The 26,212-nt window shown below is 35.3% G+C and carries 30 protein-coding genes and 1 riboswitch; of the genes, 22 read left to right on the plus strand and 8 right to left on the minus strand.

From position 1 onward, the window contains the following. Positions 1 to 332: 332 nt before the first annotated feature. From comGC to GKP30_RS22505, 9 genes are all read left to right on the plus strand, one after another. Positions 333 to 638 (plus strand): competence type IV pilus major pilin ComGC, encoded by a 306-nt coding sequence (gene comGC / locus GKP30_RS22465; protein WP_216831708.1) that lies wholly within the window; start codon positions 333 to 335, stop codon positions 636 to 638. Continuing rightward, a complete protein-coding gene (comGD, locus tag GKP30_RS22470; RefSeq protein ID WP_216831709.1) occupies positions 635 to 1,072 on the plus strand; it encodes a competence type IV pilus minor pilin ComGD in 438 nt (145 codons plus the stop codon). The genes comGC and comGD overlap by 4 nt, the downstream gene beginning before the upstream one ends. Next, the gene (locus GKP30_RS22475) at positions 1,059 to 1,394 is read left to right on the plus strand and encodes a type II secretion system protein (RefSeq protein ID WP_216831710.1); all 336 of its coding nucleotides are present in this window, start codon (positions 1,059 to 1,061) and stop codon (positions 1,392 to 1,394) included. Before comGD ends, GKP30_RS22475 begins: the two co-directional genes overlap by 14 nt. Next, positions 1,391 to 1,816, plus strand: a complete 426-nt coding sequence (comGF, locus tag GKP30_RS22480) for a competence type IV pilus minor pilin ComGF (RefSeq protein WP_216831711.1) — start codon at positions 1,391 to 1,393, stop codon at positions 1,814 to 1,816. The genes GKP30_RS22475 and comGF overlap by 4 nt, the downstream gene beginning before the upstream one ends. 3 nt (positions 1,817 to 1,819) lie before the next feature. Next, complete coding sequence (gene comGG / locus GKP30_RS22485) at positions 1,820 to 2,209, plus strand: competence type IV pilus minor pilin ComGG (protein WP_216831712.1); 390 nt, start codon at positions 1,820 to 1,822, stop codon at positions 2,207 to 2,209. Then, positions 2,185 to 2,718: a shikimate kinase gene (locus GKP30_RS22490; protein ID WP_216831713.1), complete on the plus strand. Its 534-nt coding sequence runs from the start codon at positions 2,185 to 2,187 to the stop codon at positions 2,716 to 2,718. The genes comGG and GKP30_RS22490 overlap by 25 nt, the downstream gene beginning before the upstream one ends. Positions 2,719 to 2,750: 32 nt before the next feature. Next, a complete protein-coding gene (locus GKP30_RS22495) occupies positions 2,751 to 2,948 on the plus strand; it encodes a YqzE family protein (RefSeq protein WP_216831714.1) in 198 nt (65 codons plus the stop codon). A 294-nt stretch (positions 2,949 to 3,242) separates the two neighbouring features. Then, entirely contained in the window at positions 3,243 to 3,944 is a 702-nt protein-coding gene (locus GKP30_RS22500; RefSeq protein WP_216831715.1) for a helix-turn-helix transcriptional regulator, read from the plus strand. Between the two features lie 162 nt (positions 3,945 to 4,106). Then, positions 4,107 to 4,352 carry a DUF2626 domain-containing protein gene (locus tag GKP30_RS22505; protein WP_216831716.1) on the plus strand — a complete coding sequence of 82 codons (246 nt, stop codon included), beginning with the start codon at positions 4,107 to 4,109 and terminating at the stop codon, positions 4,350 to 4,352. A gap of 36 nt (positions 4,353 to 4,388) precedes the next feature. On the opposite strand, the gene GKP30_RS22510 is transcribed toward GKP30_RS22505, so the two are convergent. After that, on the minus strand, positions 4,389 to 5,516 hold the full coding sequence (locus GKP30_RS22510; protein WP_216831717.1) for a class I SAM-dependent methyltransferase: 1,128 nt from the start codon (positions 5,514 to 5,516) through the stop codon (positions 4,389 to 4,391). Positions 5,517 to 5,757: 241 nt separating this feature from the next. Further along, positions 5,758 to 6,393, minus strand: coding sequence for an MBL fold metallo-hydrolase (locus tag GKP30_RS22515; RefSeq protein ID WP_216831718.1), 636 nt, complete (start codon positions 6,391 to 6,393; stop codon positions 5,758 to 5,760). Between the two features lie 77 nt (positions 6,394 to 6,470). Here GKP30_RS22515 and GKP30_RS22520 point away from each other — a divergent pair, with 77 nt between their 5' ends. Together GKP30_RS22520 and GKP30_RS22525 are read left to right on the plus strand one after the other, a co-directional pair. Then, positions 6,471 to 6,938 (plus strand): hypothetical protein, encoded by a 468-nt coding sequence (locus tag GKP30_RS22520; protein ID WP_216831719.1) that lies wholly within the window; start codon positions 6,471 to 6,473, stop codon positions 6,936 to 6,938. Between the two features lie 263 nt (positions 6,939 to 7,201). After that, positions 7,202 to 7,372 carry a DUF2759 domain-containing protein gene (locus tag GKP30_RS22525; protein ID WP_216831720.1) on the plus strand — a complete coding sequence of 57 codons (171 nt, stop codon included), beginning with the start codon at positions 7,202 to 7,204 and terminating at the stop codon, positions 7,370 to 7,372. A gap of 43 nt (positions 7,373 to 7,415) precedes the next feature. On the opposite strand, the gene GKP30_RS22530 is transcribed toward GKP30_RS22525, so the two are convergent. Both GKP30_RS22530 and GKP30_RS22535 read right to left on the minus strand, forming a co-directional pair. Continuing rightward, the gene (locus GKP30_RS22530; protein WP_216831721.1) at positions 7,416 to 8,213 is read right to left on the minus strand and encodes a YqhG family protein; all 798 of its coding nucleotides are present in this window, start codon (positions 8,211 to 8,213) and stop codon (positions 7,416 to 7,418) included. Then, positions 8,191 to 9,888, minus strand: a complete 1,698-nt coding sequence (locus tag GKP30_RS22535; RefSeq protein WP_216831722.1) for a DEAD/DEAH box helicase — start codon at positions 9,886 to 9,888, stop codon at positions 8,191 to 8,193. Before GKP30_RS22535 ends, GKP30_RS22530 begins: the two co-directional genes overlap by 23 nt. 118 nt (positions 9,889 to 10,006) lie before the next feature. Beyond that, positions 10,007 to 10,114, plus strand: a riboswitch (glycine riboswitch). 300 nt (positions 10,115 to 10,414) lie between these two features. On the opposite strand from GKP30_RS22535, the gene gcvT reads away from it, so the two are divergent. Genes gcvT through gcvPB form a run of 3 tightly spaced genes read left to right on the plus strand, consistent with a single transcriptional unit; the run spans position 10,415 to position 14,326 of the window. Further along, positions 10,415 to 11,515 carry a glycine cleavage system aminomethyltransferase GcvT gene (gcvT, locus tag GKP30_RS22540; protein WP_216831723.1) on the plus strand — a complete coding sequence of 367 codons (1,101 nt, stop codon included), beginning with the start codon at positions 10,415 to 10,417 and terminating at the stop codon, positions 11,513 to 11,515. Positions 11,516 to 11,526: 11 nt separating this feature from the next. Then, the gene (gcvPA, locus tag GKP30_RS22545) at positions 11,527 to 12,876 is read left to right on the plus strand and encodes an aminomethyl-transferring glycine dehydrogenase subunit GcvPA (RefSeq protein ID WP_216831724.1); all 1,350 of its coding nucleotides are present in this window, start codon (positions 11,527 to 11,529) and stop codon (positions 12,874 to 12,876) included. Continuing rightward, positions 12,869 to 14,326 (plus strand): aminomethyl-transferring glycine dehydrogenase subunit GcvPB, encoded by a 1,458-nt coding sequence (gene gcvPB, locus GKP30_RS22550; protein ID WP_216831725.1) that lies wholly within the window; start codon positions 12,869 to 12,871, stop codon positions 14,324 to 14,326. The genes gcvPA and gcvPB overlap by 8 nt, the downstream gene beginning before the upstream one ends. A gap of 197 nt (positions 14,327 to 14,523) precedes the next feature. Here gcvPB and GKP30_RS22555 read toward each other — a convergent pair whose 3' ends face one another. Continuing rightward, entirely contained in the window at positions 14,524 to 14,901 is a 378-nt protein-coding gene (locus GKP30_RS22555; RefSeq protein WP_216831726.1) for a rhodanese-like domain-containing protein, read from the minus strand. A gap of 261 nt (positions 14,902 to 15,162) precedes the next feature. On the opposite strand from GKP30_RS22555, the gene GKP30_RS22560 reads away from it, so the two are divergent. Continuing rightward, positions 15,163 to 15,996, plus strand: a complete 834-nt coding sequence (locus tag GKP30_RS22560) for a lipoate--protein ligase family protein (protein ID WP_216831727.1) — start codon at positions 15,163 to 15,165, stop codon at positions 15,994 to 15,996. Positions 15,997 to 16,007: 11 nt separating this feature from the next. Here the strand turns inward: GKP30_RS22560 and dat are convergent, their stop codons facing one another. Further along, positions 16,008 to 16,850, minus strand: a complete 843-nt coding sequence (gene dat, locus GKP30_RS22565) for a D-amino-acid transaminase (protein WP_216831728.1) — start codon at positions 16,848 to 16,850, stop codon at positions 16,008 to 16,010. Positions 16,851 to 17,305: 455 nt separating this feature from the next. On the opposite strand from dat, the gene GKP30_RS22570 reads away from it, so the two are divergent. The 3 genes from GKP30_RS22570 (at position 17,306) to GKP30_RS22580 (ending at position 21,617) form a co-directional block, all read left to right on the plus strand. After that, complete coding sequence (locus GKP30_RS22570; RefSeq protein WP_216831729.1) at positions 17,306 to 19,870, plus strand: vitamin B12-dependent ribonucleotide reductase; 2,565 nt, start codon at positions 17,306 to 17,308, stop codon at positions 19,868 to 19,870. 174 nt (positions 19,871 to 20,044) lie between these two features. Further along, complete coding sequence (gene mntR / locus GKP30_RS22575; RefSeq protein ID WP_216831730.1) at positions 20,045 to 20,473, plus strand: transcriptional regulator MntR; 429 nt, start codon at positions 20,045 to 20,047, stop codon at positions 20,471 to 20,473. Between the two features lie 253 nt (positions 20,474 to 20,726). Then, positions 20,727 to 21,617: a patatin-like phospholipase family protein gene (locus GKP30_RS22580; RefSeq protein ID WP_216831731.1), complete on the plus strand. Its 891-nt coding sequence runs from the start codon at positions 20,727 to 20,729 to the stop codon at positions 21,615 to 21,617. A gap of 4 nt (positions 21,618 to 21,621) precedes the next feature. On the opposite strand, the gene GKP30_RS22585 is transcribed toward GKP30_RS22580, so the two are convergent. Further along, positions 21,622 to 22,461: a phosphatase PAP2 family protein gene (locus GKP30_RS22585; protein WP_216831732.1), complete on the minus strand. Its 840-nt coding sequence runs from the start codon at positions 22,459 to 22,461 to the stop codon at positions 21,622 to 21,624. Between the two features lie 96 nt (positions 22,462 to 22,557). After that, positions 22,558 to 22,926, minus strand: a complete 369-nt coding sequence (locus tag GKP30_RS22590; RefSeq protein WP_216831733.1) for an SA1362 family protein — start codon at positions 22,924 to 22,926, stop codon at positions 22,558 to 22,560. A 343-nt stretch (positions 22,927 to 23,269) separates the two neighbouring features. Between GKP30_RS22590 and GKP30_RS22595 the strand changes: the two genes are divergently transcribed. The 4 genes from GKP30_RS22595 (at position 23,270) to efp (ending at position 26,136) form a co-directional block, all read left to right on the plus strand. Then, positions 23,270 to 23,761: a YqhR family membrane protein gene (locus GKP30_RS22595; RefSeq protein ID WP_216831734.1), complete on the plus strand. Its 492-nt coding sequence runs from the start codon at positions 23,270 to 23,272 to the stop codon at positions 23,759 to 23,761. Between the two features lie 226 nt (positions 23,762 to 23,987). Further along, positions 23,988 to 24,425: a type II 3-dehydroquinate dehydratase gene (gene aroQ, locus GKP30_RS22600; protein ID WP_216831735.1), complete on the plus strand. Its 438-nt coding sequence runs from the start codon at positions 23,988 to 23,990 to the stop codon at positions 24,423 to 24,425. Next, a complete protein-coding gene (locus GKP30_RS22605) occupies positions 24,426 to 25,493 on the plus strand; it encodes a M24 family metallopeptidase (RefSeq protein ID WP_216831736.1) in 1,068 nt (355 codons plus the stop codon). It begins immediately after the preceding gene. A gap of 85 nt (positions 25,494 to 25,578) precedes the next feature. Further along, complete coding sequence (gene efp / locus GKP30_RS22610; protein ID WP_216831737.1) at positions 25,579 to 26,136, plus strand: elongation factor P; 558 nt, start codon at positions 25,579 to 25,581, stop codon at positions 26,134 to 26,136. Positions 26,137 to 26,212 lie beyond the last annotated feature (76 nt).

Below are 26,212 nucleotides of genomic sequence, written 5' to 3' on the forward strand. Positions count from 1 at the left end.
GGCGGAATTGGCAGACGCGCTAGACTTAGGATCTAGTGTCTTTGACGTGGGGGTTCGAGTCCCTTCACCCGCACCAAGTACATATTCAAATAAACTGTTTAAAACTTAAGCAAAAGCTTGAGTTTTTTGCGTTTCTGTAAATTATTATTAAGATTTTGTATATGTTAAGCTCGTACTTCTTCTATATTGTATTATTAAATTAGCCCCTAAAGGAGTGATGCAACCCTTATAATAATTTTCATATTCTCATGACCTTCGCCCGCCCTCATGATCTCCCTCACCATCCCTAAATACATCTTAATCTATACTATTAAGCGAATAGGAGTTTTCTAATGAAAAAGTTGTTAAAAGCTCAAAGAGGTTTTACTCTAATTGAGATGCTTATTGTGTTAATGATAATTTCTATTTTACTACTTATTGCTGTACCGAATATGACAAAAAACACTTCAGTTGCAAATGAAAAAGGTTGTGATGCTACTATTGATTTACTTCAAGCTCAGATTGGTACTTACACTGTAGAAGAAGGTAAAGCACCCAAAAGTATTGAGGATTTGGAGGGTTACGCAAGTAGTACATCTTGTCCTGATGGTTCCGAGCTTAAAATAGTTAGCGGAAAGGTAGTTAGGGCTACTGAATGATTTCAAACGAAAGAGGCTACACATTAATTGAACTTCTCGTTGTTCTTATGATTATATCTATCATTGGATCGATTACACTGATTTATATCCAATCCCCCTATTCTTCTTTTGAATCCAATCATACCATCTCCCAATTCGAAAATGATTTATATTATGCTCAGCAACTTGCCATTTCAAATGGTATTCCTGCTTATTTCTATATTAATTCTTCACGAAATTTTTACGCAATTAGACAAGACAATCAAAATGTATTTGAACAATCTTTTAATGCGAACGTTTCCTTTGAGCGCGGTTCCTTAGACGTTTACGATATTAAGTTTCTGGCAAACGGAAATATCAGTAAGTCGGGTACTTTATTTATGAATGTTGGAACAAAAAGTTATGCGATAGTCTTTCTTATTGGCAAGGGGCGCTTTTATTTTGAAGAGAGATAAAGGGTTTTCATTGCTAGAAGTAATCTTTTCCATTTTTATATTATCTATCATGTTACTTTCGCTTTTTCCAGCTTTTATAAAAGTATATGAAGAAAGAGCGACAATACGTCAAGAAAGTACTGCTTATTATGCGATCGATGCTAGTATTCAAAGCTGGTTATATGAAAATCAGGTGCAGGTAACAGGGGGTGAATTTGAAAAAGGGGGTACATTTTTTGAATGGTCAATCTTCCAAATAACTGATAGAGAGCTAAAGTTATGTCTTTCATGGTCAGGTAAAAATGGACGTGAATATGAAAAATGTGGATTTGCAAAAAAGTGAATGAAAGAGGTTTTACATTAATTGAAGTCATATTAACATTAACAATATTAATTATTTTAGTTTCGCTCTTTCCACTTATAGTTAGGATTATTCCTGTTATCACTCCGCCAACTGAACAACCTCACATAATGCAAGTTGAGCTTTTTTTCAATCAATTTAGTATGGAAATTAGAGAAGCAAGAGAAATTCATGTTATGGGGGGAAGGTTACTACTTTATAAATCAAATGGATCTGTTGTTTCAATTGAGCGGTTTGGAACGATCGTGAGGAGGAGAGTAAATGGACTAGGACATGATGTATTTTTGCGGCATGTTTCCAATATAACATTCAATACAGTTCCTCATGGTGTTGTGGTAACAATAATTGATACTAACGGGAAAAAGTATGAGCGACGATTTTCTTTAGTGCTCTTTAGAGGTTAGAAAATGAAGCACAATGAACAAAAGGGATTTATACTTCCAGTAACTTTATTACTCTGTTTGTTTGTCTCTTTATCACTTATACATCTATTGGGATTATACGTTACAGAAAAAAAGTTCTATGTAGAACAAGGAGAGATTTTTGTGTTAGAGTCGTTAATGCAAATGGCAACAGCCGATCTCATTCATCAAATAGGGTTTGGTGATATTAACAGTACAGGTGAATTTTATTATGAAAAAGGTGTGGCAGCATATTGGATTTTAGGCGATAGCCATGATACATTAAACATACAACTTAAAGTGATGACAGAAAAGGGTAGGCAAAGGTTCGTTACATTATTAGTAGACAAAGAACAATTGAGGGTGAAGGAATGGATAGAGATTACAAAGGAGTAAATATTTTTTTAACTGGCTTTATGGGGGCTGGTAAATCTTCTGTTGGTAAGATACTCGCACAAAATATAAAGTTTAGGTTAGTAGATACGGATGAGTGGATTGAATCTACACTAGGAAAAAGTATTTCAAGCATATTTAGTGAAGAAGGGGAAGCTGCATTTCGTTCATACGAAACCAATGCATTAAATTCTTTACCAACAGGAGATCTTATCGTAACAACAGGTGGAGGAATTGTAGTAAACGAACACAATCGAAAAATCATGCGAGATAAAGGTATTATTATTTATTTACACTGTGACATTGAAGAAGTTCTTAAACGAACGAGAGGTGACACGACAAGACCACTCTTACAAAATAAAACAAAAGAGCAGGTAAATGAATTATTCAAACAAAGAAAGTCTTATTACGAAGACGCTCATTATCAAATTGATACTACTAACTTAACGATCAATGAAATTGTAGAGCAAATTATTTTAATCGTGAATGAGCATAAGTCAAAATGTCAATAATAATCCTAAATGCAAGTTCGGGAGTGGGATAATTGTCATCATTCAATGATTATGTAAAGTTTGTAACTCAACAATTTGTTTCATATGTTGATCGTCCTAAAGAAGAACGTTTGGCTATGAAAAAGCAAAAGAAAGAAGCAAGACAGCCAATACAATACCAAATGTTTGGTATGATACCATTAGCTATTTCGATGGTTATAAAAAAAAATAAGAAGAACCGGAAAAATTAATGTTTAAGATTTATTGCTTTTAGAAAAGAAGTATAATTTTACTATCTGACTCAGTGGCAAGTGTTAAATTCTCACTACAAACTAAAGTAGATCCTACTTAAAAGTAGTAGTTAGAATATATTTAGCACTGTATTGAGTCTTTTTTTATTAGGTAATTGGATTGCTAATTAAAGAATAATTATGATGCAATTGGTGGATTTTTTGACAATAATCTACAAGGTTTTAAATTTGATTTGCTTGTTTAGTGAATTGTATTATAATGGTACAAGACATGTTTAGGGAGTGACGTATTTTATGGAACAGACACTTAAAATTACGAGTGTATTATCCGATCCAACTCGATTTTCTATATATCAATATGTGACTAAACGACACGCTGATGTAACTGTTCAGGAAATAGCTGATCAGTTCAATATTCATGCTAACGTAGCTCGATTACATTTGACTAAATTAGAAGATGTGAATATGGTAGTTTCTGAGACCAAAAAGACAGGAAAGGGTGGAAGGCCTAGTCGTTTCTATCGTTTATCAGATGAGGTTGTAAGTCTTCAGTTTCCTTATAGGGACTACCAACGACTAGCTGAGATGTGTTTGGAAACAATAGCTAGCTTTGGTGATGCTGGAAATGAAGCATTAAAGAAGATAGGTTATAAATTTGGAAAGGAATCTGCAAAAAATTTCTTAGTACGGTTAAACTACAACTTAGAAGATTTGAATGATGAAGAAAAAATAAAGTACATTGAACAAATTGCCTCAAATCAGGGCCTAAATCCTGAAATAACCTTTAATAAGGAAGAAAGGCAAGTTAGTTTTAGCATTTTTAATTGTACTTTTAAAGAGGCAATCCGAGATTATTCGGCTCCATTATGCTCTATGCATTATTCTTTATTACTTGGTATATTTGAATATTTATTTGGAAAAGTTATACTCAAAGAAGAGCAATCCATGAAGAACGAAGGATGCACATCTTGTTCCTATACAACGATTATCCTTTAATATATTTTGACAAAGACACGATTTAGACAAGGATAAGCCATTTACAAGCAATTTAATTCTCATATATAATTGTAGTGTACTGTATTTTTTTATGATAAGATTAGCATAGGCATGTGCTATTGTTGATCAATGGATTAAGACATAGAGAAGGAGGGGACAGGAATGGATCGTATGTTTCGTGTACTAGGCTTCTGGACAGGTATTTTTGCAGTACTTTTCTTCGTTGGAAGTATGTATAACATGGCATTATTGTTTTTTGCACAAACAGGAGCTTTCGTTGCGCTTAGCTACTTAAATCTATCAGAGCGAGTGTACATTTATCTTTTTGGTGCATATTTAACTGTATTCTTTGTAGGGTTTACGTGGTATTCACATTTCCTACTTGTACCAGGATTTGGAAATCACTAATATGTAACTTCAGTTTACATAGTGAAGAGGCTGACCTTATGAGTCAGCCTCTTTTTCAGCTTTTAAAAACGATAAAGTGTTAAGGTTAGTTAGAGATTTTGTTTGAAATATAACATGAAATGCTGTGCTCATACTATCAGTAATAAGTGAACGTACTGCACGATTTTGCTTACTTATTTCTGAAAATGGATTAGGATCATAGTTTTCTTGTAAGTAGTTTAGAATGCCTGATTTGATAAGGAATTTGTCCTGGGTTGTAACAAGCGGTGTATCAAGGTTATGATCTTTACCGATTTTTATGAATGAATCTAAATGAATATGTGTTGTTAAATCCATCTCACTTGGATACAGTAGGGGGTTAGCAACCATCTGGTGTTGATAGTATCCCCGTAAACTACCATCCTTGTGTTCAGGTTGTTCCCATTCCTCATTCCAATATCCATAATCAACTGTAAAGATCGCGCCTTTACTTAAAAATTGACTAACTTTTTTAATCCATTGCTCCATGGCTAATGGAACTTCGATCCGTTGATTATTTGAAAGGGTTGGACCGTTTTTACTTAGCCAATTTTCTATTCCCTCATTTTCAAGAGGTACTTTTGCTTCTATTAATTTATTTGCTTCATCGACTGTTACGAAAATTTCATAAAGAAGTTCATTTTCTTTTTCAACAACATGAACAGGAAATGCATCTATTAATTCATTTGAAAATATAATTCCTTCGAATTTATCTAATCCTATTTGTTCTATTGATGAGTGGAAATGAACATTTTTAAAGCTACCTAATAATTTTTTTTGAAGGGTCTGATGATAAGGGCTTTCTTCTACTATAAAATATGAAAGAGATTTAAACGTTTCAGGAAATTTTAATTGCCATTCTTTTAACAAATCGTAAGAGAAACGTCCTGTACCTCCACCAATTTCACATACGATAATTGGAAGATTTTTCTTAGTAATGATTTCATGAAATATAGTACAAAATATTTTTGCGAATATGGGATGTATATTACTGGTCGTAATAAAATCTCCACTTTTTCCAACTTTATCCTTTGACTTCATATAATAGCCGTATTGAGGATCATAAAGTACTTTGGCCATATATTCTGCATAACTAATTTTTTGGTTCGAATGATCACGTATATAAGAAATGATTGGATGAGTCATTAATAAATCCCCTTAATTCCGTATAGACACAATATCACTATAAATTTAGTAGGGCGAAAGAAATTTATGTTAATACTGTTGACATAGTGTAAAGTCTATAATATAATTTTAATACATTGGTGAATACAATGATTTTTGGGAGTCCCCCTCCCCCTCATAGTTCATTTATCAATACGATTTACTCCCCTTGGACCTCCAAAATAGGAGGTCAATTTTTTTATGTCTTTTTAATTTATCCCTTCTAAAATCCACTTAAAAATGGATTTGAGTCCATTTCTTGGCCGATTGTTGTCGTTGGACCATGTCCAGACGCTACGATTGTTTCTTCAGGCAATTCTAATAGCTTATCATGAATACTATCTAATAGTAATTGATGGCTACCTCCTGGAAGGTCTGTTCTACCAATACTACCGGCAAAAAGAGCATCTCCAGAAAAGACAATTCCGAGCGGTTTAAAATAAAATGAAATGCTACCAGGAGAATGGCCTGGAGTTTCATAAATGCTAAACTTAAAAGAGCCAATAGATAGTGTTCCTTCTTCTTGTATAAGGTGATCTGCATCTTTTATAATGATTTCTTGATTACCTAGGAAAAAAGCAGAACCATTCTTAGTTGCATCTCCAAGCCAATCTCTTTCATCTTTATGTAGATACACTTCAATGTTCCATTCACTTCTGATATCATCAACTGCACCAATATGATCAAAGTGAGCATGAGTAAGTAATATGGCTAGTGGTGTAATTCCTTCTTTTTTTAAATAGGCATTTAATTGAGGGCCATCCCCACCTGGATCAAAGATAACAGCTTCTTTTTGGTCGTTTATAAGTAAATAACAATTTGTTTGTAGTGGACCTAATGGTACTTGTTTCCAATTCATTTAATCTCCTCCATTGCAGTTTATATAATCCTATTTTACACTGAATATAGAGCATGTTCAAAGAATGGAGTGGCATTGTGATTAATGGATTTGCTTTAGAGATAAAAACTAACCACGGTATTGCTGATATTAAAACGTTAGAAAACTGCTATTATCAAATATATCATAATGAACCTATTGATGAGGCAGGCTATATGTTTGTATTTGATAATCAACACGCATTAAACTCTTTAGTTGATGGACTAACTGGCTATAACTTAATAGAAGAAGTTCATGAGCTTTTACTCTTAGATGAGCTTATAACATTTGAAAAGTTTTCTGATTATGGCTGGAAAGGTAAGTTCTATTATTTGTATCGAGATATCGTGTTACCTTTTAAAATTTCAGCTGGGGATGAAATACAAATAAAAATGGCAAGGTTACAAATTGAAGAGAATTTGATTGCTTATAATGTAGAAAAGCAACTTTTCTTTGTTGATGCTCAATTTAAAGAATTAATTGAAGGGTATGCGAATGCCTATGAAATTCACGTAGAGTTCATTTAGGGACTTGAGTTTATTTTGTATGTTAAGCAATGTTATTCATCAACACTCAATATTAACAGAGTATTAACTTAACACTCTTATAATTCTTTTTTCCAAACCTCGACAATTGCAAAAAAAAAGAGTAAAATGGGGTAGAATGAGTCAAGCTATAGAGGGATATTGTGTGACAGTTTCATCTTTTTAGTGAAACATCCCTCACAAGTTATTATAATATATGTGAATATGCATTAGTAATTGAGTTATACATAAGGGGGGAAGGCATCGTGTTTCTTGCAATTAACATGATTTTAGTTGCTCTTTTCTGTGCATGGGGACTAGTCCGTGAAGTGCGCAAAAAGAATTTCTTTGCTGTAGGATTTGCAGCAATTTCTTTAGCAGTGTTTGGCTGGTTTGGAGTAATGACATTAATCTCTGGTGCACCAGTAGCTCACTAATCGAAAAGAGGCTGCCATTTATTTGGTCAGCCTCTTCTTCGTTCTATGAGAAAAATTGTTGTCTTAGATAGAACATCCCACCATTTATAAACTGTACGTGAATTCGTGGCTCATACTGACTACGGAGGGCTTCTTTTTCAGTTTCATAACTTTCAGGTTTTTCTTCCACATCTTCATAAAACCGATTTAACAATTGTAAGTCTTCATCCCAACGTTTTCTTGCCTCAATTGCCCAATTTTTATCTTGACCATCGATATAATTCTCGATCGTTCTTTCGACTCGCAACAAACCACTTTTCGGTGTAATAAGTGGTGAAAGAGTAAAACAAAAATCAGGAATTTTAGGTGTTAGTTCTTTCTCTTTTAGCCTCTCAAAAAAATTATCGACGATCTGTCCGTGAATTAAGTTTAAGCCTAAGGATAGAATTACATCTTTTTTCCGATCACATTGAAACGAGATCTTAACATTTGTACATAGCCACGGTTGAAGTGGGATAGACCCTTGATGAACCATTTGAATATTTTCATACATTCTAATAAATCCACCAAGCTCTTTCGTTGTTTGAAAGATTTGATGCAATCGTGGTGAACCAAAGTGAATTTGTTCTCCTTTGGTTTCTTCGGGTGCTACCGTATGATCAGTAATTAACGTCATTTGCATCGGTTGTGGTGTACCACCTGTTTTTTCTAAATAGTGCCAATAAAACGGACGATTCATCAAAGTCTTGTCAAGATCAATGGATAATTGAACTTGGAGGTAGCCGTCACCGCTATGCAATATAGGGCTTTGATTGGCAATAAAATAACGTTCCAAGTAATTATGGATGTGTTGCTGTTGCATGCGTGTCTTGTCCCTCCTCTTCATCACCTGTTTCAGCTGAAATATCATTAATGATCGCAGTTAAATGATTCATCTTCACTTGTACTTCTCCTTCAGAATCAGAGTGGAGGAGGATGTCAGATACATGTTCTTCGAGTGAAGGCAGTTCCAATTTTGCCAAGATGTCATCAAGCTCGCCTACAACTCGTTCAAATAGATTAATTTTTTCATATAGCAACTTGAGAATATGTTGTTCAACTGTATCTTCTACAGCAAAGTTATAGATATGAACATCATTTTTTTGTCCTAAACGATGAATACGCCCAATTCGTTGTTCGATCCGCATTGGGTTCCATGGTAAGTCATAGTTAATGATATGACTACAAAATTGGAGGTTAATTCCTTCACCACCAGCTTCAGTAGCGATTAGAACTTGGGCGTGGTTTTGGAAAAGCTGTCTCATCCAATCTTTTTTTCCTCGTTTAAATCCACCGCGAAAAGGTACCGAAGAAATTCCGTGTTGTTTTAAAAACCATTGAAGATAAAGTTGAGTTGCTCGATACTCAGTAAATATAATAACTTTTCCATCAATTCCTTTAATAATTTCAAGTGCTTTTTCTGCCTTAGAATTTTGTTTAATATTCTCAATCAATTTAATGAAACGGTCTGCATTATTTAAAGTACGACCTTCTTCCCTAGCTTTATCGATCATATTTTTTAGGGTCATGAAAGCTGCTTCACGGCTTGAGCAAATTTCTCGCTGTAGGGTAAGCATCCCAAAACTACTTGTAAGTACATTCGGGTCGTGCTTTAAAGAAGAGATTGCATCATATAATTCTCTTTCTTCTTTACTAAATGTAATAGGTACAGTTTGCACAACGCGTTTCGTCCATTCAATCCCTGTTTCTTCACGTCTGTTTCTAACCATTACTTTATTAACTAGCTTACGTAATTGCTCGTCATTTTTTGGTGCCCGTTTATTTGAACGATAGTTTTTTTCAAAAGTAGATAAGTCACCTAGGTGCCCTGGCTTTAACAGAGAAACAAGATTAAAAATTTCTTCTAGGCGATTTTGCACAGGTGTTGCTGTTAGAAGTAAACAAAACTTTTTCTTTAAGTTTTTAACAAACTCATAGTTTTTCGTTTTAGGATTTTTCAATTTGTGGGCTTCGTCAATAATAATTAAGTCATAATCTTGCTTCATGACGAGCTCAAAGTGTGGATTCCGTTTTGCAGTATCAATTGATGCCACAACAACATCACATTGTTCCCATACATAAGCTTTTTTCTGAGCAACAGCTGGTATATGAAACTTCTGGTTTAACTCGTATGCCCATTGGGAAACGAGAGAAGCAGGCACCAATATCAATACTTTTTTTGCTAATCCACGAATCATATATTCTTTTAAAATGAGACCCGCCTCTATCGTTTTACCTAAACCTACTTCATCAGCTAAAATCGCTTTTCCATTCATTTTTTCGATTACAGTATTCGCGACTTCAATTTGGTGTGGGTAGGGCTCTAAATGAGGTAGATGCTTAGGTGCTTGCAACCCATGAAATTCTGGAATAGATAGATGTTGTTCAGCTTCGTAAGCTAATTGGAATAGTTCCCAATTTGACCAAGGACCGTCTTCATCCAACCGTTTACAAAGCTCTTCTTGCCAGGATGCTTGAAATGAAACGTCTATATTCAAGAAATATCATCCTTTCCTGAAAATTTTATATTGCCTTTCTACTCATCAATTGATAGGATATTAATATAATATTTTATTGAAAGTCGAACTTTTTAATAAAAAAACCTTATAATGGCGAATGAAAGCAAGGGGAGAGCTCGTATATTGTTCGTGTTTAGAACAAATTGGCGACGCCGAAGGAGCAAACGAAAGTGAATCTCTCAGGCAAACAGACTCTTGCTCGACGCAACTCTGGAGAGTGTTCTACGACTACTAGTCTAAGAACCACCTACGAAGACATTCCTTGCTTTTCATTTAGTAAGGAAGAAACTTTCTGGTATCAGGACAGAGAAGTACATAGATTTAGTATGTACTTCTCTGTCTTTTTTTATTAACAGAATAAATATTTTGGCCTATTTTTGTTAAAGTTCAGTAGAATTTTTACTTTTGCTCTATCTTATGATTGAGAGGTTTTGGCTAAGAGTAATAATCTTAACTGTTAGGTGTCTATTATGTATTCTTGTTAAAAATTTGAAGGAGGTTTAGCATGTCAACAATAAAAAGAACACCTTTGTTTGATTTGTATAAGGAACATGGGGCAAAAACAATTGATTTTGGTGGCTGGGATTTACCTGTTCAATTCTCAAGTATTAAAGAAGAACATGAAGCAGTGAGAACGAAATCAGGTCTATTTGATGTATCCCATATGGGGGAAATTGAAGTAAAAGGTGAAAAGGCATTAGAATTCTTACAATACGTTATGACTAATGATCTTTCTAATATGGAAATAGGTCAAGCGAAGTACACCCTTATGTGCTATGAAGATGGTGGGACTGTTGATGATTTACTCGTATATAAACGTAATGAGCAAGACTATCTTCTTGTAGTTAATGCTGCAAATACAGAAAAGGATGCGAGTTGGTTAGAAAGCCACATTATTGAAGGTGTTGAATTAGTCAATGTATCCAATGATGTAGCACAACTAGCTATTCAAGGACCACTAGCAGAAACAGTACTACAACGTCTAACGGAAGAAGATTTATCAAAAGTTGGTTTTTTCCGTTTCAAGGATGATGTTGATGTAGCTGGAGTTAAGTCTCTTGTATCTCGTTCTGGATATACGGGTGAAGATGGTTTTGAGATTTATTGTGCAGAAAAAGATGCAGCAAAGTTATGGGCAGCGATACTAGATGAAGGAAAAAATGGTGAAGTATTGCCTTGTGGTTTAGGAGCAAGAGATACATTACGTTTTGAAGCAAAACTGCCGCTTTACGGTCAAGAGCTATCGAAAGAAATTTCTCCTCTTGAAGCTGGGTTAGGGTTTGCCGTAAAAGTAGATAAAGAAGCTGATTTTATTGGGAAAGATGCCCTTAAGAAGCAAAAAGAAGAAGGAACAACTAGAAAACTTGTTGGCCTAGAAATGATAGATAAAGGCATCCCTCGTACAGGTTATGAAGTTTTCGTAGGTGAAAATCAAATTGGTACAGTAACAACTGGAACACAATCTCCAACTTTAAAGAAGAATATAGGATTAGCAATTGTCGATAAAGCGTTTACAGCGACGGATATTGAAGTGGAAGTTCAAGTAAGGAAAAAGCGTTTAAAAGCAAAAGTTATTCCAACACCATTTTATAAAAGACAAAAATAGGGGGAAACACAATGAGTTTTCGTTATTTACCGATGACTGAGTCTGATAAGCAAGAAATGCTCGAGACGATAGGAGTAAAATCAATTGAAGAGCTATTTAATGATATTCCTGAAGAAATCCGCTTTAAAGGAAATTTAAATATTAAAGAAGCACTTGCAGAGCCAGATTTAGTAAAATACCTTCAAGGGCTTGCTAGCAAAAATACGAGTTTAAAACAAATGCCTTCATTTTTAGGTGCAGGTGTTTATGAGCATTATATTCCTTCGGTCGTAGATCATGTTATTTCACGTTCTGAATTTTATACAGCTTATACACCTTATCAGCCTGAAATTTCTCAAGGTGAGCTGCAAGCAATATTTGAATATCAAACGATGATTTGTGAATTAACAGGAATGGATATTGCTAACTCTTCTATGTATGATGGCCCAACAGCACTTGCAGAAGCAGCGATGATGAGTGCTGGGCAAACTAAGAAGAAACACATTCTTGTTTCTAAAGCGGTTCATCCAGAGGCACGTGACGTTCTAAAAACAAATGCGAAGGGTCAAAACTTAACAGTTATTGAAGTTGACATCCGTGATGGCATAACAGATATTGAAGATTTAAAGGCAAAGTATGATAGTGACACTGCTTGTGTAATCGTTCAATATCCTAACTTCTTTGGTGCCATTGAAAACTTATCAGCTATTGAAGAGGTTGCCCATTCTGAAAAAGGAATGTTTATTGTTTCAAGTAATCCTCTAGCATTAGGTGCATTAAAGCCACCTGGTCAGTTTGGAGCAGATATCGTTATCGGAGATGCGCAACCATTTGGTATTCCTACACAATTTGGCGGTCCGCACTGTGGCTATTTCGCAACAACGAAAAAGCTTATGCGTAAAATTCCAGGTCGTCTGGTTGGGCAAACAACGGATGATCAAGGTCAACGTGGATTTGTTTTAACACTACAAGCACGTGAACAGCATATTCGTCGTGAAAAAGCGACTTCTAATATTTGTTCTAACCAAGCGTTGAATGCACTAGCTGCATCGGTTGCGATGTCCGCGATTGGAAAGTCTGGTGTAAAGGATATGGCGATTCAAAATATCCAGAAAGCAGCATATGGTAAGAAGAAGTTACAAGAAGTAGGAATTGAGGTTGTGTCTTCTCATCCGACATTCAACGAATTTGTTATTAAGTTAAACAAACCTGTAAAAGAAGTAAATCAAGCACTTTTTGCAAAAGGAATTATCGGCGGATACGACCTCGGTAAAACGTATCCAGAGCTTGAAGGACATATGTTAGTGACAATTACAGAAATTCGTACAAAGTCAGAAATTGACCAGTTTGCTGGTGTATTGGGGGCGGCTATCAATGAGTAAAAATCAACCATTAATCTTTGAAATGAGTAAGCCAGGACGTATTAGTCATAGCCTACCTGAGTGTGATGTTCCAGAAGTTGAACTTTCAGAGCTATTGCCAGAAGAGTTCATTCGTACAAATGAACCTGAACTTCCAGAAGTTTCAGAGCTTCAGTTAATGCGTCATTATACCGCGTTATCTAAACGAAATCATGGTGTTGACTCAGGTTTTTATCCACTTGGGTCATGTACAATGAAATATAACCCGAAAATTAATGAAAATGTTGCACGATATGAAGGTTTCGCCCATATCCATCCGTATCAAGAAGAAGAGCAAGTCCAAGGTGCCTTAGAGTTATTATATGAACTTCAAGAATCTTTAGCTGAAATTACAGGAATGGATGAAGTGACTCTGCAACCAGCTGCTGGCGCACATGGTGAGTGGACGGGTTTAATGCTAATTCGCGCATATCATGAAGCAAACGGTGATACGAATCGTACAAAAGTTATTGTACCTGACTCTGCACATGGAACGAATCCAGCTTCAGCGACTGTAGCAGGTTTTGACTCGATTACTGTTCGTACGGATGAAAATGGCCTCGTTGATTTAGAGCATTTGAAAGAGGTAGTTGATGAAGATATTGCTGCTCTAATGTTAACAAACCCAAACACATTAGGATTATTCGAAGAACATATTGTTGAAATGGCAACAATTATTCATAATGCTGGTGGTAAGCTCTATTATGATGGAGCGAATTCAAACGCTATTCTCGGAATTGCTAGACCAGGGGATATGGGATTTGATGTTGTTCACTTAAACTTACACAAAACATTTACTGGCCCGCATGGTGGTGGTGGACCAGGCTCTGGACCTGTTGGTGTAAAGAAGGATTTAATTCCATATTTACCGAAGCCTTTAATCGTAAAAGATGGAGAGGTTTACCGTCTTGATTACAATCGACCTGACTCAATTGGTCGTGTTAAGCCGTACTATGGTAACTATGGTATAAATGTTCGTGCATATACGTATATACGTACGATGGGTCCTGAAGGATTAAGACTTGTATCAGAGTATGCGGTATTAAATGCTAACTATATGATGAGACGTCTTGAGCCTTACTTTGATTTACCTTATCAACAACATTGTAAACATGAATTTGTTATATCTGGTAAACGTCAAAAGAAATTAGGTGTTCGAACATTAGATATGGCTAAACGTCTTCTTGACTTCGGTTATCATCCACCTACGATTTACTTCCCATTAAACGTAGAAGAATGTATGATGATTGAACCAACTGAAACAGAATCAAAAGAAACCCTTGATGAGTTTATCGACGTTATGATCCAAATCGCAAAAGAAGTTGAAGAAAATCCAGAAATCGTTCAAGAAGCTCCTCATCATACAGTAATTGGTCGTTTAGATGAGACAACAGCAGCGAGAAAACCTATCTTGCGCTTTGAAAAGAAGTAAACAACATTAAAGCTAGACAGTTCATGCTGTCTAGTTTTATTTATGTCATATATTAGTCGTGGGCTTTTTGCTAAACTTTGAGAGTCAGCATTCATTTTTAATTGTTATTCAATCGAGTAAAAAGAATAAAATGGGTCGTTCACTATAGGAAAATGAAAAAGCTGACAAATTGTCAGCCTTCTTTTATCAATCATTTCTTATTTCTTTTTTATTTTGCCTGTCCACTTTTTAAAGCCACCTTTAAGGTGATGAAGGTCTTCACAACCACGTTTTTTCTTCAAAATTTCAGCTGCTTGTCGACTTCTAGCACCAGACTGACAATATAAATATACAGGTTGGTCAGGACGAACTTCATTCAAACGTTGTCTTAATTGAGACATAGGAATGTTACGTGCCCCTAAAATATGGCCACCATTATATTCTTTTGGCTCTCGAACATCTATTAGTTGAGCTTTTCGATAGCCACTAATAAACTCGTCTTGTGTTAACTCTGTTAAATACTTAGGTTTAACAAAACGTTTTACAATTATAAATACTAAAAACCCTAACAATATACCCCATAAAATCCATTCCATTTTGTTGAAAAACACTCCTTTATCTACGACAATCAATAGTACCCTCATTTATTATAAACATGGATACCGATTTTCGCAAAGTAATTGTTAAGCTGTAATAATTAAAGGTTCCTTTCTAAAGGAATGTTACACTTTACTTTAGGATTCAAAGTTTACGAGTGAACCTAAAATTAAAAGACCTTTTATAAGTTGTTTCTTTTGTTTTAATTCGACTTTTGTTAAACTTATGATTGATTTAGTAGTAGAAAAGAGGAAGATTTAATGAAAGAGACATGGAGATTTATCGATTCTGGCTTTAGTTCGCCAGCATATAATATGGCATTAGATGAAGCGCTATTAAATTGGCACAGTGAGGGGAAAATCCCACCGACGATTCGTTTTTATGGATGGGATCCTGCAACATTATCAATTGGTTATTTCCAAAAAGTAGAAAAGGAAATTAATATGGATGCAGTAAAAAAATACGGATTAGGCTTTGTTCGTCGTCCTACTGGAGGTAGGGGGGTCCTACATGATAAAGAATTAACATACAGTGTTATCGTTTCTGAAGCACATGCAGAAATGCCCAAAACGGTTACTGAAGCTTATCGAGTAATTTCACAAGGTTTATTAGAGGGGTTTAAAGAATTGGGGCTGGACACATATTTTGCGATTCCTAAAACACAGCAAGAAAAAGATGCCATCAGAAATCCTCGATCTGCCGTTTGTTTTGATGCACCATCTTGGTATGAACTAGTTGTTGAAGGTAGGAAAGTTGCTGGGAGTGCACAAACCCGGCAGAAAGGTGTGATCTTGCAACATGGTTCCATTATTTTAGATATAGATGAGGATCAACTATTTGATCTTTTTAAGTATCCAAGTGACCGAGTGCGAGACCGCTTGCAGAAAAATTTTAAGAATAAAGCTGTTGCTATTAATGAATTAAGAGACGTACCTGTAAGTTATGAAGAGGCAAAGGATGCATTTAAGAAAGGTTTTGAATTAGGACTTAATATTAAGTTAGAACCATATACGTTAACTGAAGAAGAAAGAAAAATGGTGCAAAAGATTGCGGTAGAAAGATATGCAAATGATAGTTGGAATTATAAAAAGTAAAGCAGCAGTTTTCACTGCTGCTTTTTCCAGTACTCTGTAAATTTTTCTTGCAGTTTCCTTGTCCATGGTCCAATTGAATACAAAGCATTAATATCGCCTTTTATTGAACGAACTGGAGTAACTTCCATTGTAGTACTCGTAATAAAAACTTCATCCGCATTTTTTAAATCCTCGAGGGTAAATGTCTTTTCTTCAATTATTGCATCTATTTCTTTGGCAAGATCGATTACAAGTCTTCGTGTGATGCCATTAAGGATAAGGTTAGTGGAAGGGTGTGTATAGATAATATCGTCTTTAACCATAAAGAAATTCGAAGACGATCCCTCGGTCACTAATCCATCTCTATGTTGAAGAGCTTCATGGCATCCTTGGTCACTAGCTTCTCTTTTAGCCATTATATTTCCTAATAAATTGATCGTCTTAATGTCGCATCGCAGCCAACGAATGTCTTTTGTCATCCATGCATCTATCCCGTGTTTTTGCAATTCCATATTAGTCTCTAATGGTTTTGAAAAGCCACTTAGAACAGGTTCAATTTCTCGTGAATATAAATGGTTACGAGGTTCAATCCCTCTTGTTAATTGAAAATAAACAATTCCATTAGTAATGTTATTCTTTTCGATTAAGGTATGTATTAACTCATGAATTGCTTCCATTGAATATGGTACGGACATATCAAGAGCTTCTGCACTTTGTTGAAGACGATCTAAATGTTCTTGCATAGCAAAAGGAATTCCATTATAAACACGAACAACTTCATAAATTCCATCTCCAAACATATATCCTCTATCATCCATATCTATATGAAGCTCGTTTTTTGGTATAATACGATTTTGGTAAAGAACGTAGTTCATAAATGTTTACCTCCAATGATGTGTGTCTCGTACTTCAATTTATCATTTTAACTATATAGATTCTCTAGGTATTTTTACCCAAAAGTTGTTAATAAAATGTTAAATTTGCATCAAATCAACCTTTTTTACTAATACAAAAATGCAACAAAGAAAATTGTTTAATTCAGTCGAATTTAGACAGTAAATTAACTTCATTCTCGAAATATCTCTGTTTCTTTCATTTCTTTTAACATTGACAAATAAGATGTACGGACGAACATTTCACAATATATAGTATATATTTATTTCTTTAAGACACAATATATTGATTTGGGGTTTATTTTATGTTACGCTTGTCCAAGTTACCTTTGATCAAGAAATTGTTGGTAACTCTCACAAAAATTAAACTACTTGCTACATACAACATGTTAAGCAGAAGAACAATAGATTAGATACAAGAGAGAGGAGCTATTCGTATGACGATGATGATGTCAAAAGTGATGACGATCAACAAAGAAAAACTCAATGATGATATTAAGGTGTTTCCTCAAGTTCATCCAATTACACCAGACATGAACATTACAAAAAAAGGTGTTTCCCGACTTGTAATGCTCGATCGTTACACATTTAAAGACACAGAAAAGAAAACATTAAAAGAAGGGGATTTCGTCGTTCTTACTGTAAAAGATGATCCTAAGTTCCCAGCGAGAGGCTACGGTTTTATTCTTGATATTAATCGAGAAGCAAATAAAGCTAAAGTCCTGGTCGATGAGGAATTTCATGGTGTCTTAGATGAACCGAACGAAGCGAAGTCGGGCATCGTCGAACGCTCACTAGATACAATTGAAAAACCTTTAGAAATTTTTTACGAGCAAATTGCTAAACGTGTAGCTACTGGTTTAGCATCAGTTGAAGTAGATGAGAGAAAACGACAAGAAACATTTGAGAAGTTCTATCATGAATTAGTGAATATGAATTTTATTCCTGCTGGGCGAGTATTATATGGTGCGGGAGCAGGAACGGATGTAACATACTTTAACTGTTACGTTATGCCTTATGTAAAAGATTCTAGAGAAGGCATTTCAGAACATCGTAAACAAGTTATGGAGATTATGAGCCGTGGTGGTGGAGTTGGAACAAACGGTTCAACATTGAGACCGCGCAATACATTAGCAAGAGGGGTAAATGGTAAATCATCAGGTTCAGTGTCATGGTTGGATGATATTGCGAAGTTAACGCACTTAGTTGAACAAGGTGGTTCAAGACGTGGTGCACAGATGATCATGCTATCAGATTGGCACCCTGATATATTAGAGTTTATTATTTCTAAAATGCAAAACCCTCGTATCTTACGCTTCTTATTAGAAACTACAAAAGATGATCAAATCAAAAAGCTAGTAAAAGATAAATTGAAATTTAATCCTCTTTCAGACGTAGACCAAGCGATGTATCAAGGAATCGTTAATTTCAAAAAAGTAGAAGGTCAAGGCGGATTTGATGACAAAGTAATTAAAGAAGCAGAAGAGAAGTTAGCGGTTGGCGGAACCTATACAGTTAATAACTCAGAGTTTTTAACGGGAGCTAACATTTCTGTATGTTTAACGAAAGAATTTATGGAAGCTATAGAGAACGATGCAAGCTATCCTTTGCGTTTTCCAGATGTTGAGAATTATACAGAAGAAGAAATGGCAATTTACAATAACGAATGGCATGAATATGGAGATGTACGTGAATGGGAAAACCGAGGATTTAAAGTAAGAACATATCGTACAATAAAAGCAAAAGAGTTATGGAACTTAATTAATATTTGTGCAACGTATTCTGCTGAACCAGGTATCTTCTTCATCGATAATGCAAACGACATGACGAATGCTAAAGCATATGGTCAAAAAGTAGTCGCAACAAATCCATGTGGGGAACAACCACTTGCTCCATTTTCAGTTTGTAATCTCGCAGCGATTAACTTAGCTGAAATGGCAGATAAAGAAAACAAAATTGTTGACTTTGAAAAGTTAAAGCAAACAGTTGAAGTTGGAGTACGTATGCAAGATAACGTAATTGATGCGACTCCATACTTCTTAGAACAAAATACAAAACAAGCAAAAGGTGAACGCCGTGTCGGTTTAGGAGTTATGGGATTACATGACCTACTTATCTATTGTGAAACGGTTTACGGTTCCGAAGAAGGAAATCAGCTTGTTGATCATATTTTTGAAACAATAGCAACAACAGCCTATCGCACGAGTATCGAACTTGCAAAAGAAAAAGGAAGCTTCCCATTCCTAGTTGGTGATACGTATGAAGATACGGTTGCGTTAAGAGAAGCATTTATTAATACAGGATACATGAAGAAAATGCCAGAGGATATTCGTCAAGGAATCCTTGAACATGGGATCCGTAACTCTCATCTATTAACAGTAGCTCCTACTGGTTCTACGGGAACGATGGTTGGTGTATCTACAGGACTTGAACCATACTTCTCATTCTCGTACTACCGTAGTGGTCGCTTAGGAAAATTTATTGAAGTAAATGCTGAGATTGTTCAAGAATACTTGGGGGTTAATCCTGAGGCAAATAAAGACAACTTACCTGAATGGTTTGTTTCTTCCATGGAGTTATCTCCAGAAGCACATGGTGACGTACAGTGTGTTATCCAACGTTGGGTAGATAGCTCATTATCTAAAACTGTAAATGCTCCGAGAGGATACACAGTAGAACAAGTACAAAAAGTTTACGAACGTCTCTACAAAGGTGGAGCTAAGGGTGGAACGGTTTATGTTGATGGAAGTCGTGATGCTCAAGTATTAACGTTAAGTGCTGAAGAAAACACATTTGATAATCAATCACCAGAAAAAGACAACAAAATAAAAAAACAACCTGTCGTATTAGTAGATACGATTGCGGATCTTCGTTCAACTAAAGTCACATTCGGTTCAGAAGTTGGTGATACATGCCCAGTTTGTCGTGAGGGTACAGTTGAGGATCTAGGTGGTTGTAACACGTGTACGAGTTGTGGTGCTCAATTGAAGTGTGGTTTATAATTGCTAGCTGAAGATAAATGCTGCTCCTTCACCTTAGGTGAGGGTGCAGCATTTTTTAAGAACTTCACAGTTTTTGTAGTGATAAGAGAGAAGAACATTGTTGTCCACAGTTAGTTATAGTAAAATATAGGATAGACTTATTGGAGAAGAGACGAATGGAGTGGAGGAGTACCGATGCCAACACCTAGTATGGAAGATTATTTAGAACGGATTTATATGTTAATTGAAGATAAAGGGTATGCCAGAGTGTCAGATATCGCAGAGGCATTGGAAGTTCATCCGTCTTCCGTTACAAAGATGGTTCAGAAACTGGATAAAAGCGAATACTTAATATATGAAAAATACCGCGGGTTAGTACTAACACCAAAAGGGAAAAAGATTGGTAAACGTTTAGTATATCGTCATGATTTATTAGAAGATTTCATGAAGATTATCGGTGTTACGAATGAAAATATTTATGTAGATGTTGAAGGAATTGAGCATCACTTAAGCTGGGATGCGATAGATCGTATCGGTGATCTCGTTCAATATTTTCAAGAAGATGAAAAGCGGATTAATGAGTTGCGCCAGGTGCAGAAGCGTAATGAAGAGCAGCAGTCATAACATTTTGTTATGGTTGTTTTTTTTTTTTTTTTTTCAGCTTTGTTAGCCTTGATTATTGATTTGGGTATCACTGGAAAATTGGAATGAAATTAAGTGAGAAAATTCATTTTTTTGCTCTTTAGATAACCTACAATAGAGTAGTTAAGTCTCTAAATATAAACTGCCCGAGAAATAAGAACAAAAAAATTCATTACAATAGTACCTCCTTAGACTAATGTCACATATTTTAGAAGTGAAGAAGGAGGAGAGATTAATGAAAATTGATGGAGTTTTTGCAGGAGGTGGCGTTCGTGCATTTGCCTTTATCGGTGCAACACAGGTACTTGAAGAAAAGGGATTTAGTTTTGAGAGGTTGGCTGGAACAAGTGCAGGAGCATTATTTTCGGCTTTACTAAGAGCTGGTTACACTAGTCATGAACTTGTGGAATTACTAAACGAACTAAATGTAGCAAAATTTATGGACGGAAGAAGAACGCTCTTGCCTTCTAAGTGGATGAAATGGGCGCAATTATATTTTAACTTAGGTATGTATAAAGGGGACGAATTAGAAAAGTGGATTGCTGAAAAGTTGGAAAAAAAAGGAGTAAAAACATTTGCTGATATTCCTAGAGGTACACTAAAAATTATTGCTTCGGATTTAAGTAAAGGTCAGATAGTTGTACTTCCTGATGATCTCCCTTCATATGGGATTATTCCAGAAAAGTTCTCTGTGGCCAGAGCTGTAAGGATGAGTAGTAGTATTCCGTATTTTTTTGAACCAGTCAAAGTTTATAATCCGTCAGGAAAAAAATCATATATTGTAGACGGTGGCGTGCTAAGTAATTTTCCGTTATGGGTATTTATGAAAGACGTAAATCAAAAAATCGTTAGACCCGTTTTAGGTTTTAGACTGACACCTGATTTAGATGAAATACCACCACATGAAATAAAAAATGGTATCGACTTGTTCCAGTCATTATTTGAAACGATGAGAAAGGCCCATGATGTTCGATATATTATAAAAGAACATGCGAAAAACATTGTATTTATTCCTGTTACCGATGTTAAAGCAACGGATTTTGATTTAACTGAAGAAAAAAAAGAGGCTCTCATTCTATTAGGAAGAGAGCGTACACACAAATTTCTAAAAAAGTGGGTGTATTAAGTACTTACACCCCTATTTTCGTACCCTGTTGACGATAAAGCTGAAGACTAACAAATATAATAGGTGCAATATAGGTAATCCATAGACCTATTCCTATTGCATAAATAAATTCGATGATTACGTGTCCAGAGAGGTACATCCCAATTGTTTGAAGAGCGATAATACCCATTAAACCTATAACTATAGCTATAACTTTTTTTAAGATTGGAGCTTTTACATCCATTCGGTTTTTCGTTTGTTCTAAGTGATATCCGATACCTGCGCCCAGTAATACCCCACTATAGAAAGCTTGATCAGGTGATAGTACAAAAAGTGTAATAGGGATGATCGTCCAAAGTGAAATCTTTATTCTCTCTGGCATTCCCCCAGTCCAATCTAATGACCTATAACTTGCATAAACCATAAAAGCCCCAATAATGATCGCACCAATAACATCAATCGGCCAATAGGCACCAGAATATAATTGTGAAAATGCAACTAAGGCTACGATAAAACATGCTAGGACAGTAAACCATTGTTTTGTTACAGCGGGAATGAGAAACCCCCAAAACGTAGTCGCAGCTTGGGTGTGGATACTGGGGAATGAATATCCATCGTTAAGCTGTAATGAAAGTTCTGGTCGTTCAATCATAAAAACATCCTTAATAAAGCTGTTCACATACATGGAAATAAAGAATAAAGATAAAAGCTGAAAACCAGTCTGTTTATGAATAGCCCAGTAAATAATTGGTATTATGATAAAGTAAACATATTCATGACTTATTAGTTGTAGAAAAGAACTAAGTAAATCAAGGATGGGATGTTCTATCGATAGTATCCAGGTGAGAAAATTAGACTCAAACATTATAGACCTCCTTTCATAGTTCACAGATTATTTAATCTTATCTTATATTATATGTGAAAATATTTCCTATTTATATAAAGAAAAAAATCGCGCATCTTAAAACAGTGCACGATTTTTTTTCTTTCCCTTTTTACCTTCAATCACTGTTAAATTAGGCGCTGAACCCCGTTTATTTAGAGTACGGGTAGATTTCTTCTGTCCAACTTTCTTTCGGTGTGGTATTACATTGGTCGTTTTCTTTATTTTATTTTTGACCTGTTGTTTCGGACGGTGAGAGGTCCCTTCCACTCCAAATTGCTTCGCAAGGAAGCGTTTGTACAAGAAAAATAGAATAGCAGCAATCGCACCAAAAACAATTATTGAAGTTAACAATTGTAATGGCTCAGTAATTAGTCGGTAAAAGAAGCCGAGTACCGCTAATCCAATAAGAATTAACACAAGAGGATTGTACATTTTACGAGACATTTGGCTCACCTCCACAAATTTAGCAAAAGCTGGTTTTTTATGTGCTACACAGCTACTATAGTAACGCCTACAATTAAGTATTTGCGTATAATAAAGCTTGGCCTTCAATATCAAATATGCATAATATTAGTAAGTTAAGCATAAAGTTGTATTTTTTTATTTATATTCTACAACAACGTCCATAATTCCTCTAATGAGATCTTCCTGTTCATAGATTTCCCCTTTATATTTTAAATTACACATATTTCTAAAAAATTTCTAAAGATATCCAAACTTAAACGAAATTAAATTTAATGAAAACTATAGAAAAAGTTGGGACATACTACAATTGGAGGTGTTGTACATGGAAAATCAACAATCATTAGAACAAAACAAAAAAGATGCTCCAATGTCATATAATGCCAAAGTTGCGACAATTGGAGTATGTGGTGGTTTATTTTGGAGTGTTATAGGTTATATTGCCTTCTTTTTTAACTTTGCGAGAATAGGCCCTGCACTTGTATTGATGCCTTGGGCGTTAGGTGATTGGAAAAATGGTTATATGGGGCAACTTGTCGGGATTTTAGTTATTTCACTATTATCTATACTTGTGGCGTTTATTTATAAGATATTATTTGAGAAAGTAAATAATATGTGGGCAGGAGCAGTATACGGTATTGTATTATGGTTAATCGTATTTTATTTATTAAATCCTATTTTTCCAGGATTAAAGAGCGTAGCAAACTTAGATTTTAACACGATAATAACTACTTTATGTTTGTATCTATTATATGGTGTCTTTATTGGTTACTCTATTTCATTTGAATATCAAGAGGTAAAACGAGTGCAATCATAATATTATTAATGTGTTGAATAGCAAAACAAGAAAAACCTATGGTAGAATAAACCATAAAGAAATATTTTTGGCGATGTTAATGTATGTTGGCTGATTTTGGGCTTATTACTGAAAGAAAAAAGATTGAAATCTTTGAAACGTGTGAAAATTACATTTCACAAATCCAGTCCAACCAAAAATATATGAACAATACTTTAACAAAGCTAAAAAAAGAGGAGAAAGAATCATGAAATCGATTCTTGTAATTAATGGACCAAACATTAATCGACTTGGAAAGCGAGAACCTGAAATTTATGGTCATGAAACGTTAGCAGACTTAGAAAGCAGGCTTGTAGAACATGGAAAAGGTCTAGGTTATGAAATCCTATGTAGACAATCAAACCATGAAGGTCAAATCATTGATTGGATTCACGAGTCCCAAGACAATGAATACGTAGGTATTGTTCTTAATCCAGGTGCTTTTACTCATTATAGTTATGCCATTAGAGACGCAGTTGCTAGTATTTCATTACCTGTCATTGAGGTGCATATTTCAAATGTCCATGCGAGAGAAGCTTTTCGACATACCTCGGTCATTGCACCTGTAACTAGAGGTCAAGTTGTTGGATTAGGCTTTATTGGCTATGAACTTGCAATCCAAGCAATTATCAAAGGGGGAAAATAAGTGGAACGTTTAGAAAATTTACGTGGATCATTTAAAGAACAAGGAATTGATGGCTTACTGATAGCGAGTAATTATAATCGTCGTTATATGACGAATTTCACTGGAACAGCTGGGGTAGCATTAGTTTCAGAAAAAGAAGCTAAATTCATTACAGATTTTCGTTATGTTGAACAAGCTCAAGCACAAGCAGCTGGCTATGAAGTTGTTCAGCATACTGGACCTATTTTTGAAGAAGTAGCAAAACAAGCGAAAAATATGGGTATAAACCGTTTAGGATTTGAAAGTGACCATACAACGTATCAAACATTCGAAATTTATAAAAAGCAAATTGTCGGAGAGCTCATTCCAGTAAACGGTGTTATTGAGAAGCTAAGATTAATTAAAGATGAAAGTGAGATTAAGATCATTTCTGCAGCAGCAGAAATTGCTGATGCTGCTTTCGATCATATTACTAAATACATAAGAGCAGGCTTAACAGAGTTAGATGTTGCAAATGAACTAGAGTTTTTTATGAGAAAACAAGGAGCGGCTTCATCGTCATTTGATATTATCGTTGCATCAGGCGTACGTTCTGCTCTTCCACATGGTGTAGCTAGCGATAAGGTTATTGAAAAGGGAGAATTAGTTACTCTTGATTTCGGTGCATACTATCAAGGATACTGTTCAGATATTACTCGTACTTTAGCTGTTGGCCAGATAAGCGATGAGTTAAGAAAAATTTACGATACAGTTCTAGAAGCACAAAAAAGAGGTATGGACGGAATTAAGCCAGGTCTAACTGGTAAACAAGCTGATGCATTAACCCGTGATTATATTACCGAGCAAGGCTTTGGTGAGTATTTTGGACACTCGACTGGACATGGTTTAGGTATGGAGGTTCATGAAGGACCATCATTATCAACAAAATCTGATATGGTTTTGGAGCCTGGGATGATTGTAACTGTTGAGCCAGGAATTTATATTTCTGGAGTTGGTGGAACTCGAATAGAGGATGATACTCTCATTACTGAAGATGGAAATCGTTCTTTTACAAAGTCAACGAAGGAACTTCTATTCGTAGGCGAATAAACTGTGCATCCTTTTTATAATGTATGGTATATTCTTATAGTGAACTAAACAATCGATTGAACGATGAAGATGGAGGATTTAAAACATGATTTCTGTAAACGATTTAAGAACTGGATTAACGATTGAAGTAGATAATGGAATTTGGCAAGTACTTGAATTCCAACATGTAAAGCCAGGAAAAGGTGCTGCATTTGTCCGTACAAAATTGCGTAACATTCGTACAGGTGGGATCCAAGAAAAAACGTTCCGTGCTGGTGAAAAGGTTGCAAAAGCACATATTGAAAATCGTAAAATGCAATATCTATATGCAAGTGGCGATACACATACATTTATGGATAACCAATCATATGAACAAATTGAACTACCTGCATCACAAATTGAACGTGAGCTAAAATTTCTAAAAGAGAATATGGAAGTTCATATTATGACATACCAAAGTGAGATTTTAGGTGTCGAAGTACCAAATACAGTTGAATTAGAAGTAACAGAAACAGAGCCAGGAATTAAAGGTGATACAGCAAGTGGAGGTACAAAGCCTGCTACTCTTGAGACAGGACTAACTGTTCAAGTACCTTTCTTTATTAACCAAGGTGATGTTTTAATTATCGACACTCGTAACGGTGATTACGTTTCTCGTGCATAAACAAAAAGAGGCTGGGACAAAACCCAGTAAATAAAAAATAGAGTGGCATTCACCCTAATGAGGGTGAGTGCCACTC

Source organism: Alkalihalobacterium elongatum, assembly GCF_019024285.1.
GTDB classification, from domain to species: Bacteria; Bacillota; Bacilli; order Bacillales; family Bacillaceae_F; genus Alkalihalobacterium; species Alkalihalobacterium elongatum.

Excerpts from the sequence above, each read along its gene's own strand:
- GKP30_RS22500 (WP_216831715.1), top strand. The coding sequence starts at position 3,243 with ATGGAACAGACACTTAAAATTACGAGTGTATTATCCGATCCAACTCGA.
- gcvT (WP_216831723.1), top strand. The coding sequence starts at position 10,415 with ATGTCAACAATAAAAAGAACACCTTTGTTTGATTTGTATAAGGAACAT.
- mntR (WP_216831730.1), top strand. The coding sequence starts at position 20,045 with ATGCCAACACCTAGTATGGAAGATTATTTAGAACGGATTTATATGTTA.
- GKP30_RS22595 (WP_216831734.1), top strand. The coding sequence starts at position 23,270 with ATGGAAAATCAACAATCATTAGAACAAAACAAAAAAGATGCTCCAATG.
- GKP30_RS22555 (WP_216831726.1), bottom strand. The coding sequence starts at position 14,901 with ATGGAATGGATTTTATGGGGTATATTGTTAGGGTTTTTAGTATTTATA.
- GKP30_RS22490 (WP_216831713.1), top strand. The coding sequence starts at position 2,185 with ATGGATAGAGATTACAAAGGAGTAAATATTTTTTTAACTGGCTTTATG.
- dat (WP_216831728.1), bottom strand. The coding sequence starts at position 16,850 with ATGAACTACGTTCTTTACCAAAATCGTATTATACCAAAAAACGAGCTT.
- GKP30_RS22530 (WP_216831721.1), bottom strand. The coding sequence starts at position 8,213 with ATGCAACAGCAACACATCCATAATTACTTGGAACGTTATTTTATTGCC.
- GKP30_RS22510 (WP_216831717.1), bottom strand. The coding sequence starts at position 5,516 with ATGACTCATCCAATCATTTCTTATATACGTGATCATTCGAACCAAAAA.
- efp (WP_216831737.1), top strand. The coding sequence starts at position 25,579 with ATGATTTCTGTAAACGATTTAAGAACTGGATTAACGATTGAAGTAGAT.
- comGD (WP_216831709.1), top strand. The coding sequence starts at position 635 with ATGATTTCAAACGAAAGAGGCTACACATTAATTGAACTTCTCGTTGTT.
- gcvPB (WP_216831725.1), top strand. The coding sequence starts at position 12,869 with ATGAGTAAAAATCAACCATTAATCTTTGAAATGAGTAAGCCAGGACGT.
- gcvPA (WP_216831724.1), top strand. The coding sequence starts at position 11,527 with ATGAGTTTTCGTTATTTACCGATGACTGAGTCTGATAAGCAAGAAATG.
- GKP30_RS22590 (WP_216831733.1), bottom strand. The coding sequence starts at position 22,926 with ATGTCTCGTAAAATGTACAATCCTCTTGTGTTAATTCTTATTGGATTA.
- comGC (WP_216831708.1), top strand. The coding sequence starts at position 333 with ATGAAAAAGTTGTTAAAAGCTCAAAGAGGTTTTACTCTAATTGAGATG.
- GKP30_RS22560 (WP_216831727.1), top strand. The coding sequence starts at position 15,163 with ATGAAAGAGACATGGAGATTTATCGATTCTGGCTTTAGTTCGCCAGCA.
- GKP30_RS22585 (WP_216831732.1), bottom strand. The coding sequence starts at position 22,461 with ATGTTTGAGTCTAATTTTCTCACCTGGATACTATCGATAGAACATCCC.
- GKP30_RS22580 (WP_216831731.1), top strand. The coding sequence starts at position 20,727 with ATGAAAATTGATGGAGTTTTTGCAGGAGGTGGCGTTCGTGCATTTGCC.
- GKP30_RS22515 (WP_216831718.1), bottom strand. The coding sequence starts at position 6,393 with ATGAATTGGAAACAAGTACCATTAGGTCCACTACAAACAAATTGTTAT.
- comGG (WP_216831712.1), top strand. The coding sequence starts at position 1,820 with ATGAAGCACAATGAACAAAAGGGATTTATACTTCCAGTAACTTTATTA.
- GKP30_RS22505 (WP_216831716.1), top strand. The coding sequence starts at position 4,107 with ATGGATCGTATGTTTCGTGTACTAGGCTTCTGGACAGGTATTTTTGCA.
- aroQ (WP_216831735.1), top strand. The coding sequence starts at position 23,988 with ATGAAATCGATTCTTGTAATTAATGGACCAAACATTAATCGACTTGGA.
- GKP30_RS22570 (WP_216831729.1), top strand. The coding sequence starts at position 17,306 with ATGACGATGATGATGTCAAAAGTGATGACGATCAACAAAGAAAAACTC.